Annotated in this window: 13 protein-coding genes; 4 read left to right on the top strand and 9 right to left on the bottom strand. The window is 43.3% G+C overall.

All coding sequences use genetic code 11. From position 1 onward, the window contains the following. Positions 1 to 118 precede the first annotated feature (118 nt). A complete protein-coding gene (locus tag OH455_RS00320; RefSeq protein ID WP_269979900.1) occupies positions 119 to 2,008 on the bottom strand; it encodes a methyl-accepting chemotaxis protein in 1,890 nt (629 codons plus the stop codon). A gap of 346 nt (positions 2,009 to 2,354) precedes the next feature. On the opposite strand from OH455_RS00320, the gene cobB reads away from it, so the two are divergent. Next, positions 2,355 to 3,092, top strand: coding sequence for a Sir2 family NAD+-dependent deacetylase (cobB, locus tag OH455_RS00315; RefSeq protein WP_269979899.1), 738 nt, complete (start codon positions 2,355 to 2,357; stop codon positions 3,090 to 3,092). Between the two features lies 1 nt (position 3,093). Here the strand turns inward: cobB and OH455_RS00310 are convergent, their stop codons facing one another. From OH455_RS00310 to potA, 6 genes are all read right to left on the bottom strand, one after another. Continuing rightward, positions 3,094 to 3,888 carry a GGDEF domain-containing protein gene (locus OH455_RS00310; RefSeq protein ID WP_269979898.1) on the bottom strand — a complete coding sequence of 265 codons (795 nt, stop codon included), beginning with the start codon at positions 3,886 to 3,888 and terminating at the stop codon, positions 3,094 to 3,096. An 80-nt stretch (positions 3,889 to 3,968) separates the two neighbouring features. After that, positions 3,969 to 5,006, bottom strand: coding sequence for an extracellular solute-binding protein (locus OH455_RS00305; protein WP_269979897.1), 1,038 nt, complete (start codon positions 5,004 to 5,006; stop codon positions 3,969 to 3,971). A gap of 173 nt (positions 5,007 to 5,179) precedes the next feature. After that, complete coding sequence (locus tag OH455_RS00300; RefSeq protein ID WP_269979896.1) at positions 5,180 to 6,214, bottom strand: extracellular solute-binding protein; 1,035 nt, start codon at positions 6,212 to 6,214, stop codon at positions 5,180 to 5,182. 122 nt (positions 6,215 to 6,336) lie between these two features. Next, positions 6,337 to 7,107 (bottom strand): spermidine/putrescine ABC transporter permease PotC, encoded by a 771-nt coding sequence (potC, locus tag OH455_RS00295; protein ID WP_269979895.1) that lies wholly within the window; start codon positions 7,105 to 7,107, stop codon positions 6,337 to 6,339. After that, positions 7,107 to 7,967 (bottom strand): spermidine/putrescine ABC transporter permease PotB, encoded by an 861-nt coding sequence (gene potB / locus OH455_RS00290; RefSeq protein WP_045973628.1) that lies wholly within the window; start codon positions 7,965 to 7,967, stop codon positions 7,107 to 7,109. Before potB ends, potC begins: the two co-directional genes overlap by 1 nt. Next, a complete protein-coding gene (gene potA / locus OH455_RS00285) occupies positions 7,948 to 9,081 on the bottom strand; it encodes a spermidine/putrescine ABC transporter ATP-binding protein PotA (RefSeq protein WP_269980325.1) in 1,134 nt (377 codons plus the stop codon). Before potA ends, potB begins: the two co-directional genes overlap by 20 nt. 366 nt (positions 9,082 to 9,447) lie before the next feature. Between potA and OH455_RS00280 the strand changes: the two genes are divergently transcribed. Genes OH455_RS00280 through OH455_RS00270 form a run of 3 tightly spaced genes read left to right on the top strand, consistent with a single transcriptional unit; the run spans position 9,448 to position 11,758 of the window. Then, positions 9,448 to 10,251: a hypothetical protein gene (locus OH455_RS00280; protein ID WP_045973626.1), complete on the top strand. Its 804-nt coding sequence runs from the start codon at positions 9,448 to 9,450 to the stop codon at positions 10,249 to 10,251. After that, on the top strand, positions 10,244 to 11,086 hold the full coding sequence (locus tag OH455_RS00275; RefSeq protein ID WP_269980324.1) for a glucosaminidase domain-containing protein: 843 nt from the start codon (positions 10,244 to 10,246) through the stop codon (positions 11,084 to 11,086). The genes OH455_RS00280 and OH455_RS00275 overlap by 8 nt, the downstream gene beginning before the upstream one ends. A 12-nt stretch (positions 11,087 to 11,098) precedes the next feature. Beyond that, on the top strand, positions 11,099 to 11,758 hold the full coding sequence (locus tag OH455_RS00270; protein WP_269979894.1) for a DUF2987 domain-containing protein: 660 nt from the start codon (positions 11,099 to 11,101) through the stop codon (positions 11,756 to 11,758). Between the two features lie 61 nt (positions 11,759 to 11,819). Here OH455_RS00270 and ttcA read toward each other — a convergent pair whose 3' ends face one another. Together ttcA and uspE are read right to left on the bottom strand one after the other, a co-directional pair. Then, positions 11,820 to 12,752, bottom strand: coding sequence for a tRNA 2-thiocytidine(32) synthetase TtcA (ttcA, locus tag OH455_RS00265; RefSeq protein WP_269979893.1), 933 nt, complete (start codon positions 12,750 to 12,752; stop codon positions 11,820 to 11,822). A 137-nt stretch (positions 12,753 to 12,889) separates the two neighbouring features. Further along, positions 12,890 to 13,837: a universal stress protein UspE gene (gene uspE / locus OH455_RS00260; protein WP_269979892.1), complete on the bottom strand. Its 948-nt coding sequence runs from the start codon at positions 13,835 to 13,837 to the stop codon at positions 12,890 to 12,892. Positions 13,838 to 13,893 lie beyond the last annotated feature (56 nt).

Genomic DNA, 13,893 nt, shown 5'->3' with positions numbered 1-13,893 from the left:
GTGCGATATTCGCTTTCTAGCCAATTGAACCCAAGGGTTTTTGTCGTTCACTCACCGTATGTATCAAAAGGTCGTATCACATTCACCCGTTAGTGATGCGACCAAAGAGAATTACCAACTAATACTTAAAGTTAGCGACAATTTGCTCCAGTTTATGGCTAACACCAGAGACTTGTTCGCTGCAACGAACAGAACCCGCTACTACCTGGTGGGTGTCACCTGCCAAATGGGCAATCTCGGTAATGTTGCGATCTATTTCCGCTGATACCATGGATTGTTCTTCTGAAGCCGTCGCGATTTGAGTATTCATGTCGGACATTTCGCTGATCCGCAGTGTCATTGCGTCAATTGCGCTGACCACTTCCTTAGTGCTGGTCTTGGTGTGACGTGCTTGTTCTAAACTTGATGACATTTTCGTCACTGTCTGTTGTATACCAGATGTCAGGCCCTGAATCGTCGTTTCTATTTGGTGGGTGGAATTATTTGTCATTAGCGAAAGTTGTCTGACTTCATCGGCGACAACAGCAAAGCCACGGCCATTTTCACCCGCGCGAGCGGCTTCTATTGCCGCATTCAACGCAAGGAGGTTGGTTTGTTCTGCAATCCCTTGAATCGTTGCGATCACCTGATGAATTTCTTTACTTTGTTCATCTAGATTTTCAATTAAGGTTTGAGAATCTTCAATATTCGTTGATAGAGCCTCAATACTATCGCTAGTAGAGTGGGTAACTTTGAGCGCGCCATCAGCTTGATGTTTCATACTTTCTGCATTCTGTGCTGCGGATTCAATATTGGCGGTTATTTCATTGCTGGTCATGACTAACTGGTTAACGGCTGTTGCCACTGATTCTGACTGTACCTTTTGCTGCTCAGCGTTGTTCATGCTTTTTACTGCGGCATGTTCCGAACTGCATGAACTTTCACTCAATACAGACATCACACCGGCCAACTCTTTTACATGACCGTGCAGTTGAGAGATAAATCGATCAAAAGAGTTGGCAAGCTGGGCTAATTCATCATCACCTTTGGCATTCATACGCACTGTAAGATCACCATCCCCGCTGGCAATGTTTTCCATAAGAAGGTTGATGGCTTGAATGCGGCTTAGGATGCTTCTTCCTATCAGAAGTAACATACTAGAGAGTAAAACAACTATCGCACTTCCGATTAAGAAAAGTTGAGTTTTTATCTGCGAGGATTTTTGAGAAATGACTTGGCTGATCTCCGTTTGAAGTCCATTTATGGCTTTCTCTGTATTATGCACGTTAGCTCTTAGTGCGCCGCGCAGCCCTTCTCTAGAGGTCAACCCCAGTACTTCGTAGGCTTCGACTATGCTTTCTGCATTGTGGCGGTATTCGGTAAACACAGGCTTAAGCCCCTGAGGTACATGCTCACTGGCAGAGTATTTGTCAAGCGCGGCTAGAAAGGTCACACTGGTTTCTTTATTGGTGCTCGCTAGGTATTGATAATCTGCTTCCATTAACTCAAGCAGTTCAACTTCAAGAACAAAACTGTCTTTTTCAGCTGTGGCGACTTTCAAATCCTTTCTTGAGCGCTCCAATTGTGTAATTAAATTGGATGTAACATTCATCCCCTCAATTGTGTTCACTTGCTTTACCAATTGGTGGAACTGAACTTGATATTGATTAAGAGTCGACACAATAGTGGAAGTACGCTCTTCCATATCAAGATTGTGCGATTTTAAAATTCTGGTGAGAGCCGTTAAACGTGCGGATAGCTCTTCAAACGTTGCGTCGAAATATTGCGGGTATTTCATATCTTTACGCGCAATAAAGTCTTTTTCGTGACGGCGTAACACAAGCAGGTCAACAGAGCTTTGTAAATTATCTATGGCGGCCTGTTCTAGGGACTCGAAGTTATTAAAGCTGACTTGTTCATAGTAGGCGTACAAGCCGACGCTAATTAGCAAAGTCAAATTGATGAGGATTAACTTAGCTCGTATGGAAAAAGAAAAAGCAAATCGCTCTGATTTGGGTGAGCCGCTCATGGACACCTCCGTTTAGCCTGATGACGTTAGATATTCGCTTAAATTATGTACTTTATGACAATATTGTTAATGCGAATATAAAACTAATAGCATTGAAGAGGTGTTTTTCAAGTTAGCTGGCTATAAATGCCATTTCATATCACCTTTTGAATCAAAGAGGATGTATTCAGGGCCCTTGAAAACCAAATAACGCAGTTCGAGTTGGCTCTTGGTTCACTTTGTTGTTTCAGCTCACATAAATACAGTAGAACTTGAAAGGGTGCGACCATGGTCTAATTCCAATCACTTCTGATGCTAAGCGCTAGGTGCTAAGCTAGCAAAAAAGTTTAAGAGAAAGGAATGTCGTATGAAATTTCCGTACCGAAATGTCGTTGTACTTACCGGCGCAGGTATCTCGGCTGAGTCAGGGATTCAAACTTTTAGAGCTCAGGATGGTTTATGGGAAGATCATCGCATTGAAGATGTGGCTACGCCCGAAGGCTTTGAGCGTAATCCAGACCTCGTTCAGGACTTCTACAATCAGCGTCGTTTAAAGCTTCAGGAAGAGGGTATAGAGCCCAATGCCGCCCATTTAGCTTTGGGGCGCCTCGAGAAAGAACTCGAGGGTACAGTAACCATTATTACGCAAAATATTGATAACCTTCATGAGCGTGGTGGAAGTGTGAATGTGATTCATATGCATGGAGAGCTACTGAAAGCACGATGCAGTGAATCTAATCAGGTTGTTGAAGAGAGGGGGGAAGTTAAGACCGGAGACCTATGTCACTGCTGTCAAATTCCTTCTCAGATGCGACCTCATGTTGTTTGGTTCGGAGAGATGCCTTTGCGAATGGGCGATATCTACGAATCATTAGAAAAAGCCGATTTGTTTATCTCAATTGGTACTTCAGGGGTTGTCTATCCTGCCGCAGGATTTGTACATGATGCCAAGATGCATGGTGCGCATACACTTGAAATCAATCTGGAGCCAAGTGCGGTTGAGAGTGAATTTGAAGAGAAACGCTACGGTAAAGCCAGTCTTGAAGTACCTAAATTGGTTGAGGAAATACTCTCGTTGCAACAGTCGGACACTAAGCATGCATAACTCAGTCGTTCTGAATAGTTTTACGCTGAGAGTGTTTCATTTCGTACATAGCTTTATCCGTTTTTATCAGGTTCTCTTTTAAGGTTTCAGGTGTAGAAGCCTCAATGCCATAGCTAAATAAGATTTGCTCTTCTATCAGCTCTTGTTTGATTCTATCGATGAAGGCTTCACCTTCTCCTGGGCCGACTACAATCACAAACTCATCCCCACCTATACGAAATGCCTTATCTGTTGGATTGACTGCTGCATTGACCGCTTGTGCGAAACGAATGATGGTTAAATCACCGCTGGCATGCCCCTGGGTGTCGTTAATTTGCTTCAATCCATCCAAGTCGATGTAGATTAAATCGAATTTCTTACGAGCGATTGAGAATAGTTTCTTTCGGTTAAAAAGCCCAGTTAAATCATCGGTATACGCATGCTCGCTCATTTGGCGGAATAGTTGTGTCACACCAAAAGCAATCAGCAGGTACGCAATCTGGACTCCACCATCTTCTATCAAGATATGAGTGAATTCATTGTTGTCTGCCCATTGGTCAAAAACAGGGATTTCCGTGATGATATCGTAGCCTTGATTGATGATAAGGAGTATCAGACCCAGTTTGATAAAGGTGTTGCTACGGTATAATTCGCGCGAAACAAAGTAGATGAACAGCAGAACGAATAGTGTATTCGCTTCAAAAAGAAGGTCGCTATAAGATTCAGGGTTCGTTTGATAGCTGATCGTTGTAACCAGTATCGCAAGCCCAGACAGCACGCAGAAGCCAGATAGGAATCTTTTGTACTTTACAATCATAGCGTCCTCGGTCCGTGAGAAAACAAATAAAGCGGCCAGAGCCGCTTTATTAAGTATATAACTGAAAACAAGTTTACGTTTTAGTTGTCTACTTTTAGCTTCTGGAAGTACTCGTCGTAAAGAACGCTAGCTTCACCGACCTCGTCTTGCCAGGTTCCACTGTCCATCACTTCTTGAGGCGGGAAGATGCTTGGATCATTTGCAAATTCTTTAGGTAACAGCTTATGTGCTGTTGCAACAGGAGTTGGATAGCCTATTTCGAGGGCGATTTTCGCTGCATTTTCTGGACGCAGCAAGAAGTCGATCATTTTATGAGCGGCATCTACATTCTTTGCTTGTGCAGGAATCGCTAAGCTATCCATCCAGAAGACGGTCCCTTTTTCTGGCCAGATAATGTCGATCGATGCACCTTCCTGACGTGCCATATAAGCAGAGCCGTTCCAAAGCATGCCTAGAGATACTTCACCAGCTAAGTAAGGGTTTGCAGGGAAGTCTGAGTTGAACACCAATACATTTGGCATAAGCTTCTTCAGTTCTTCGTAAGCTTCTTTAATTTCATCTGGGTTGGTTGTATTTGGTGAGTAACCCAGTTTAGTCAATGCGATATGGAAAACTTCACGTGAGTCATCCATTAACATCAACTGACCCTCCCATTTGCTGTCCCAGAACTCATCCCATTTGGTGACGGAAGACTTGTCCAGCATGTCGGAGTTAATACCAATACCAGTCGCACCCCAGATGTAAGGGATAGAATAATTGTTGTTCGGGTCGAAAGGCTTGTTCAGGAAGTTGGTATCAAGATCAGCGAAGTGCGACAGCTTTTTCTTGTCGATCTCTTGCAACATGCCCTCTTTACGCATCTTAGAAACGAAGTAAGTAGACGGTACTACTAAATCGTAACCCGATCCTTGAGTCTTAAGCTTGGCGTACATGCTTTCATTTGACTCATAGGTAGAGTAAATAACCTTGATTCCAGTTTCTTTTGTAAAGTCTTCAAGAACTTCATTTGGAATGTATTCAGACCAGTTGTAGAAGTAGAGTTCTTGATCAGCAGCCATCGCAGGCGAAGCGATCAGAGTCGCTGCACAAAGTGCGCTTGCATAGAATTTACTTTTCATTCTTTTTCCGTTTTGTTTTTGCTGAATCATTAAACCGTCAGCCCTGACGATGTTTGGAGATAAAGCCGTGAGTAAAGACGTTTATCGTGACGACAAACCATACGGGGAAGAATTATATCAGCCAATAACGAAAATAGGCAGCGAATGCTGCCTATTTCGTAGAAAATGAATGCTTATTGACCTGCTTTCAGCTTCATGAAGTAATCTTCATATTTCACTGTCAGATCACCAACGGCATCTTGCCACTCGACACGGTCTAGATCTTTTTGAGAAGGGAAGAGTGGGGCAACATCTTTAAACTTTGAGTTCGATGCTTGAACGGCCGTTAGGTATCCTGTGTCACGAGAGATTTGCTCCGCTATTTCAGGTCTCAGTAGGAAGTTGATCATCTTATGCGCAGCGTCTACGTTTGCTGCACCCGATGAAATCGCAAAGTTATCCACCCAACCAATACCTCCCTCTTTGGGGAATACCAGTTTAAGGTTGATCCCTTCGCTTTGAGCTGCCGCTGCACTGCCATTCCAAAGCATGCCTACGCCGACTTCACCTGACATATAAGGCGCACCTGGATTATCAGAGTTAAACACTAGAACGTTAGGCATTAATTTTTGCAGCTCAGCGTAAGCTTCGTCGATTTGTTTCGCATCAGTTGAATTGCCCGAATAACCTAATTTTCGTAGCGCAATATGGAACACTTCACGTGTGTCATCCATCAGCATGACCTGGCCTTCAAGCTCCGGATTCCACAAATCTGCCCAGCTCTGAAAGTCATTAGGGTCATACATATCGGCGTTAACCGCAAGACCGGTAATCGCAACTACGTGGGGGATAGAGTAGTCATTGTTAGGGTCATAAGGTTTATCTAGATAGTTTTTATCCAGATTATTGAAGTTGCTTAGTTTAGATTTATCGATTTTTTGCAACATACCTTCATCGCGCATTTTGGCGACGAAATATGTCGAGGGTACAACCAAATCGTAACCTTGATTGTGTGTCTTTAGCTTGGCGTATAAGGTTTCATTTGACTCGTAAGTCGAGTAAATAACCTTAATACCTGTCTCCTTGGTAAATTGTTCCAGAAGGCTGCTACTGATGTATGGCCCCCAGTTCATAAATACCAGTTCTTTGTTTTCATCGGCGAGCACTGAACTTGAGAACAGTGAAAGCGCGTATGCACTACCAGCTAAAAAAGTAGCCCATTTTTTCATTGACGTTAGCTCCAAACCAAACGTTGCCGAATGCTATTGAGTAATCGCGTAAGCATAAACGGCGGTCGATAGAAAAACAGAATGGCATCAAGCCATTCTGTTTCATGAAAAAAGATTCAAATCTATTTAACTTTTTCTCTCGCCAGTAACTGAGAAATCACGACTAAGATCAGTGAAACAATCAGCATGACAGTGGCCAGCGCATTCACCTCAGGAGAGATTCCCACCTTAACCATTGAGTAGATCTTGAGTGGCAATATTTCATAGGTTGGCCCGGTCACGAACGAGCTGATGATGACATCATCCAGAGAAAGCGTAAAACTCAGCAACCAACCTGCGGCCACTGCAGGTTTCGCCAGTGGCAGAATGATTTGTTTGAGAATAACCCATTCGCTAGCTCCAAGGTCTTTGGCTGCTTCAAGCATTTTCACATCAAAGCCATTTAAGCGGCTGTAAATCGTAACCACAACAAACGGTAAACAGAAGGTGATATGCGCAATCAACAGAGTGAAAAAGCCCAGTTGTGCACCCAATACCAAGAACAGAGCGAGCAAAGAGATAGCCATAACAATGTCTGGTGACATCATCACAACGAATAACATGCCATTGACTGCACCTTTTCCTTTAAACGTATAACGGAATAGGGCCACGGCCGTTAGGCTACCGATCACAGTCGCTGCTGTCGCTGAAAAAATAGCGACATTCAGTGAGTGCCAAGCGGCTTGCATCAAGCTGTCATTGTTAACTAATGTTTCGTACCACTTAGTGGTAAAGCCTCCCCACTTCATGCCGAATTTATTGGCATTAAACGAGTTAACGATCAATACGATAATTGGCAGGTACAAGAACGCATACACCAACGCCATAAAGCTAAATCTAACTGTACGTCCCATCAGTCTAGCTCCACTTTCTTGTTCAATAACTTGCCTGCTCGATAGTAGGCATAGAGCATGATCGCCATGGCAATAGTGAGCGCGATACTTGTCGCGGCGCCAAACGGCCAGTCTCTGGCATTGAGAACCTGACTTTTAATCACGTTACCAATAAGCAGGTTTTTCGCTCCCCCGAGTAGATCTGCAATGTAGAACATGCCTAACGCAGGAAGAAGCACTAATAAACATCCGCCGATGATACCTGGCATGGTGAGCGGCAGAATGACTTTGGTGATGGTCTGAAACTTGTTTGCTCCAAGATCCTTCGCTGCTTCAATGTAGGTATTATCGAGCTTCTCAATGGCAGAATAGAGCGGCAAAATCATAAATGGCAATAGGATATAGACTAGGCCGATCATCACCGCGGTTTCTGTGTACATCAAACGAATAGGCTTATCGATGATTTCCATTGCCATGAGTGATTTGTTCAAGACACCTTGCGTTCCAAGTACAATCTTAAGACCATAGGTTCGGATTAGTGAGTTGGTCCAAAAAGGTACTATGACCAAAAACAGCATGATAGGTCGCCATTTCTCAGGCATTTTTGCAACGATATAAGCAAAAGGATAACCAATAACCAAACACAATAGAGTTGCAATGATTGCCATATAGAAGGAATGCCAAAGCACCTTCGCATAGAGCGGATCCATCAGGCGAATGTAGTTGTCGAACGTGAAAGTGAGTTCAATTAGGTTCGCTTCATCACGAGTCAGAAAACTGGTAGCAATAATCATTAGATTGGGCACAAGTACAAACAGCGCTAGCCAACCGACGACCAGTGTGATGATGGCGTTCTGCAGATTAAGCTTCTTGCTTATCATTGAGAACGACCTCCCAGCTTTCAACCCAAGTAATCGCGACTTTCTGGCCCAATGAATGGTCCACATCAGGGTCATCTTCGTTAAAAAACTCGCTGACCATGACGCGCATGCCTGATTCCAATTCAATCACAGAATCGAGAGTCATACCTTTATAAGTACGTTCTGTGACGTGGCCAACAATCCCTTTTTGCTCGGATTCCTTGATTTCTTCTAGGCGAAGATCTTCTGGGCGAAGCAGAACTTGTAGCTTGTCACCGGTTAGCGCTTCTTTATCGTAGTAAACAATCGACTCCACACCTTCGATCTCGGCGCGAATGCGTTTGTCATCCATGCGCTCAATCATGGTGGCATCGAATACGTTAATTTCACCAATGAACCGGGCAACGAACAAATTCTTAGGCTCTTCATAAATCTCACGTGGAGAGCCATCTTGCTCAATAACGCCATCACGCATAACAATAATGCGATCTGACATGGACAATGCTTCTTCCTGATCGTGTGTAACGAAGATAAAGGTAATACCAAGCTGGCGCTGAAGCTGTTTAAGCTCGATTTGCATCTGTTTACGAAGTTTGTAATCTAGTGCAGAAAGAGATTCGTCAAGCAGTAACACCTTAGGTTTATTGACAACAGCACGCGCAATAGCGATACGCTGCTGCTGACCACCTGAAAGCTGGTGTGGCTTGCGCTGAGCCATTTTCTCAAGACGCACCATTTTCAACGCTTCAATAACACGCGGTTCGATGTCATCCGCGGGTACTTTTTGCATACGCAAGCCAAATGCAACGTTGTCAAAAACGGTCATGTGGGGAAACAGTGCGTAACTTTGAAATACAGTGTTGACGTGCCTCTGTTCAGCAGGGACTTGAGTAACATTCTGGTTATCAAGAATGATGTCGCCATTGTCAGCGGCCTCAAAACCAGCAATCATTCTTAATACCGTGGTTTTACCACAACCAGACGGACCTAAAATCGTTAGGAATTCTCCGTGGTTCACATCGAGGTTAAGATTTCCGATAATTTCTTTACCATCGAAACTTTTGCTGATGCCAGTTAAACGGATAACTGGTTGTCCTGCTCTTTGTTTAGCGTTCAACGTCTGTTTTTCTCCCACTCCGGTCAACAGAAAATGACCTGTAATTACACAATTTAGAGGCGCGCATCATAATCACCAAAAGTGTGAAATCAAAGCATTTTCTTACCTTGAAACACAAAAAATTTTGCAGGTAAAAGTAAACATTCCTTACCATACTGTTTTTAGACAAATTTAATGCATCAAACATAGAAAATCGAAGTCAAATTTTGGCTTTACTTACGCGTTTAATGGTCAATTATCAACCATATAGGCAATAAAGCAAGCGGATGAGCGTGAATCGATTTTGGACTTTGAAAGGATTCAGTATAATGTCGGAATATCGAAACATAACTCTTAATCAACAAGTTAGCTTAGTGAAAGATTCATTAAGCACCGGATTCAATAATGAATAATGATATTGAAAAAGATTTCAATTTAGGTGGAAGTGTCGAACGTGCGCTTTCTGGTAACTACGAATTAAAAGCTGGGGAAGTTTTCAGAGAGGCGTGGGGTCATACGATCAAAAACTTCTTGTCGTTTTCTCCCGCTATTATCATTTTGATTTTTGTTCAACTCGCGATTTTCTATGTTGCGGTAAAACTGCAACTGGGTGACCCTTCAATCATTCTTGATGCAGTGACAAACCCTGAAGGCATTGATCCAAGAATCATCCAGGCGATATTTATTGCAAACTTCAGTTATGAAGTAGTGAGTGCACCTATTTATGCAGGCATCAGCTTAATGGCAATGAGTCATGTTGCTGGCTTATCAACAAAGCCTCGTCATATTGGTAAAGGGCTCCAATATACGGTGCCTGTTATTTTAGCGACCTTGTTTAGCTTATTGCTTCAAGGAATTGCAGGCATGATCCTGCCATTTCTTTCTATGTATTTGTCTCTTGCATTTAGCAATTCTATCCTTCTCATATGTGAGAAGCAGATCCCACCAATGCAATCTTTGTTACTGTCTTTACGTGCGGTGAATAAAAAGATTTTTGTTTTGGCAGGGATCTATTCATTGGTTATGTTAATGTTTGTGGCAGGAGCCATGTTCTATGGTCTAGGTTTAATCTTTGTTTTACCGTTCTTCTTCCATGTGAAGGGTATTATCTATCGCAATATGTTCGGTATCAAACTCAAGGTTGTCGCAACGGACAGGCCGAAAGATGAGGATGACAATGACGACGATTCACAAGTGTTCAATGCGTAAAAGTGAACTCCTTGCCATCGCTGCAGCTGGCTTAATCGCCAGCTGCAGCTTTTATAGCTATGAGAAAAATGAAGTTCAGGAACGTGAACGCAGAAAGCAGGCCCAGACGACAGAACAATCTATATCGTTTGATGGTCACTCTGTAGGTCAAGCCCCTGACTTTTCAGCCATCACCAATGTAACAGCAAAAAAACAAGCCTTTTTCGACTATCTGCGCCCAGGTATCGCATTTGAAAATCAACGCATTCTTAACGAACGAAGTCGATTGGACAAGATACAAGTTAACTTCCAAGCAGATCGGCTTTCCAATGATGACGAAAGTTATGCGAAGCAATTAGGAAAGCTTTATAACGTCGACTTGGATTCTAATGGGATTAGCCAGCAGTGGCTTGATCAAATGTTTCATCGTATCGATGTCATTCCAGAAGCGTTAGTCCTAGTGCAGGGTGCCAATGAGTCCGCTTGGGGAACATCGCGATTTGCCACTCAAGCGAACAATTATTTCGGCCAATGGTGCTATAGCTCCGGTTGTGGCCTCGTTCCGCTACAACGCGGAGAGGGCATGACACATGAGGTGGAAAAATTCAGTTCGGTACAGCAATCGATACAGGGCTACTTTATGAACGTTAACCGAAATCGAGCTTACGAAGAATTGCGAGAAATTCGCTATCAACGCCACCTGAGGGGAGAGAGCTTGACAGACATCAATGCAGCGATTGCCTTGACCAATGGGTTGTTGAAATACTCTGAGCGCGGTGAGGCATACGTCAAGGACTTGCAAATGATGATCAGGCACAATCAAGCGTTCTGGGAAGACACCTTTACTAAACAATAAGTATTACACTCAATGAAAAAATTATCGTTAGCTCTTTTAACTGCTGCTGTTACATCTATTACGGCGTTACCTGTCTCTGCTCAAGAATACATGTTCACCTATTCAAAGCTCTTCACTCATATGAAGCAGAATGCGAAAGAAGGGCATCAAGATGTTAAAGTTGGCTTATTCTTCCTTAATGCCGATACAAAGCAAAACTGTGTTATTGAGAAAGCATGGATGGAAAAAGAAGAACATTATGAAGAGCTCAAATCTTCGCCATACCATGAATTGCTTGTTCCACTCGACAACAATCTTAAATCAGCTAACCCACTGGTTTTTGTGCAAACGCCAATGGATCAGCGATGTGACTTTTCAATGGTTGTGATGACGAAAGAGCCATTTAACGGTGAGATTGCCTACGCAGACGTAGAGAAGTTGATGCCGCAGATGCAGGCTATGCTTGAAGACTTGGGTGGTATGTTTTCCAGCTGGTTTACCCCAGATGTAGATGGAGTGACGCTTGAGTTCGCTAACAAACTGAATTCAAAAGTGGAGTTCTCTAATGGCTCCAGTAAGCCGATCGTGAATGGTAAAGTACAAATCGCTTTATCAGAAATTGGGGCTGATGGTACGATGACATTACCTCAAGAAACAGCACGTGTTTTACCTTATCTATCCAAAGCTAACTGATCCGCTGGGTGTTTATACAAAAAGGGTCGCTGCTGCGACCCTTTTTTAATTCTAAATGCATTTAGATGTTGGTGACATCAAGTTGTAAGCTAGGATCAAATTCCTGAACCCTATCTTCATCAACAATAGGCTGCTTTGGTATTTCTTCTTTGTCGAAACCGATGTCGCCACCGTTAATAACACCTGAGTCTTTGTCGATCGATTTAAAATCAAAAAGCTCATGGTCCGCTAAGTGACTTGGAACAACGTTTTGCATTGCACGGAACATGCTTTCAATGCGGCCTGGGAAGCGCTTGTCCCAGTCGTTCAGCATATGTTTGATATTTTGACGTTGCAAGTTTGGCTGAGAGCCACAAAGGTTACATGGAATGATAGGGTAACCACGCATGTCAGAGAATTTAATGATGTCCTTCTCACGACAGTAAGCCAGTGGGCGAATAACCACATGTTCACCGTTATCTGATACTAGCTTAGGTGGCATGCCTTTCATCTTTCCGCCGTGGAACATGTTGAGGAACAGTGTTTCCAATATATCGTCACGATGGTGACCTAGAGCGATCTTAGTCGCACCTAGTTCGTTCGCGGTACGGTATAGAATGCCGCGACGCAGGCGAGAACATAGAGAACAAGTTGTCTTACCCTCAGGGATCTTGTCCTGAACAATCGAGTAAGTGTCTTCCTCTACAATTTTGTACTCAACACCCAAAGACTCTAAATATTCAGGGAGAATGTGTCCTGGAAAGCCCGGCTGTTTTTGGTCTAGATTTACTGCAATTAGCGAGAAGTTAATCGGCGCGCTTTTTTGCAAACTCATCAGAATATCAAGCATAGTAAAGCTGTCTTTACCGCCTGATAAACACACCATAATGCGATCACCTTCTTCAATCATGTTGAAGTCTTGAATCGCTTGGCCTGTATTCCGACGAATACGCTTTTGTAACTTGTTGAAATTGTATTGTTGAGCTTTTGTTAGCTCTTGAATTTGCTCAGTCATTCGCTTGCAGTCTTAATCAATCATGAAACCAAAATGAAGTGCGTATAATACGGATAAATGAATTAGATGCCAGTTCTAATAATAGAACGCTATAAAAAATCCCCTCAAGTAGCTTGAGGGGATTTGATATTTTAATTTTAAACTGCTGTTTTAGGGTCTAGCGGGCTAATATAGCCTTTAGGTTTCAGCGCCAGAACGTCACAGTTGATCTTATCAATGACATGCTCTGCAGTATTACCGATAAACACGGCAGATAAGCCTGTTCGGCCGGTTGTTCCGACGATAACCATTGCGGCATTAAGCTTTTCAGCAGATTCAGGAATGACATCTTCAGGCAAACCTTGTTCAACAATGGTTTGTTGCTCGTCGTAACCATGCTTTTGGCGCAGCGCTTTCATTGAAGTTAGGTGGTGGCCACGTACCGCATCGCTGTAGGTTGTTGGATCGAACTCTGGCAGTTCGATTGTAATGTTAGCAGGAGTAACAGGGTAGGCGTTAACTAGATAGGGCTGGGCACCTAGGCGTTCGGTGAGGCTCTTAAGCTGTTCAACCATGCTGTCATTTAAGCCTAAGTGCGTGTCATTTTCAGAGCCCACGTGGACAGAGGCGAGAATACTGGCATCTTCAGGCCAATCTGCATTTTTCACCAGTAATACAGGGCAAGGACATTTACGCAGTAAATGCCAGTCCGTTGGCGTGAAAATCACTGATTCTAGAACATCGTGCTTACGCGTACCTTTGATTACGATGTCATGGCTACCTGCGAATGTCTCAGCGACGATAGCTTCATAGGGGCGATTGTGCCACACGACTTTTACTTCAAAATCGATGTCTGCATTAGTGTAGGGTTTAGCCACGTTTTGCATCCATTGCTCACGTTGACCAATGACGCCACGTCGCATTGCGTCACGCTCATCGATAGACAGCATTGAGGTCATGTCATAAGAAAAGTCGTAGATGGATAAGAAGAACGTCACATGGCTACGAGAACGGCTTTTCGCAGCAAGCTGCATGGCACGGGCTAAAGCGGGTTGTTCATCTTTATTAATGTCAGCAACAACTAGTATTTTGTTGTAGATACTCATAGTAACTCCTTAGGAGTGGGAGAGTTATATGATTAATGTAGCCTAGCTAGATGAAG

Origin of the sequence: Vibrio sp. T11.5 (assembly GCF_027587155.1) — a bacterium.
Lineage (GTDB): Bacteria > Pseudomonadota > Gammaproteobacteria > Enterobacterales > Vibrionaceae > Vibrio > Vibrio neptunius.
This window is presented reverse-complemented; position numbering and strand designations above follow the sequence as displayed.

What these genes read in the sequence shown, in the direction of transcription:
- OH455_RS00320 (WP_269979900.1), bottom strand. Translation starts at nt 2,008, where the DNA reads ATGAGCGGCTCACCCAAATCAGAGCGATTTGCTTTTTCTTTTTCCATA.
- cobB (WP_269979899.1), top strand. Translation starts at nt 2,355, where the DNA reads ATGAAATTTCCGTACCGAAATGTCGTTGTACTTACCGGCGCAGGTATC.
- OH455_RS00310 (WP_269979898.1), bottom strand. Translation starts at nt 3,888, where the DNA reads ATGATTGTAAAGTACAAAAGATTCCTATCTGGCTTCTGCGTGCTGTCT.
- OH455_RS00305 (WP_269979897.1), bottom strand. Translation starts at nt 5,006, where the DNA reads ATGAAAAGTAAATTCTATGCAAGCGCACTTTGTGCAGCGACTCTGATC.
- OH455_RS00300 (WP_269979896.1), bottom strand. Translation starts at nt 6,214, where the DNA reads ATGAAAAAATGGGCTACTTTTTTAGCTGGTAGTGCATACGCGCTTTCA.
- potC (WP_269979895.1), bottom strand. Translation starts at nt 7,107, where the DNA reads ATGGGACGTACAGTTAGATTTAGCTTTATGGCGTTGGTGTATGCGTTC.
- potB (WP_045973628.1), bottom strand. Translation starts at nt 7,967, where the DNA reads ATGATAAGCAAGAAGCTTAATCTGCAGAACGCCATCATCACACTGGTC.
- OH455_RS00280 (WP_045973626.1), top strand. Translation starts at nt 9,448, where the DNA reads ATGAATAATGATATTGAAAAAGATTTCAATTTAGGTGGAAGTGTCGAA.
- OH455_RS00275 (WP_269980324.1), top strand. Translation starts at nt 10,244, where the DNA reads ATGCGTAAAAGTGAACTCCTTGCCATCGCTGCAGCTGGCTTAATCGCC.
- OH455_RS00270 (WP_269979894.1), top strand. Translation starts at nt 11,099, where the DNA reads ATGAAAAAATTATCGTTAGCTCTTTTAACTGCTGCTGTTACATCTATT.
- ttcA (WP_269979893.1), bottom strand. Translation starts at nt 12,752, where the DNA reads ATGACTGAGCAAATTCAAGAGCTAACAAAAGCTCAACAATACAATTTC.
- uspE (WP_269979892.1), bottom strand. Translation starts at nt 13,837, where the DNA reads ATGAGTATCTACAACAAAATACTAGTTGTTGCTGACATTAATAAAGAT.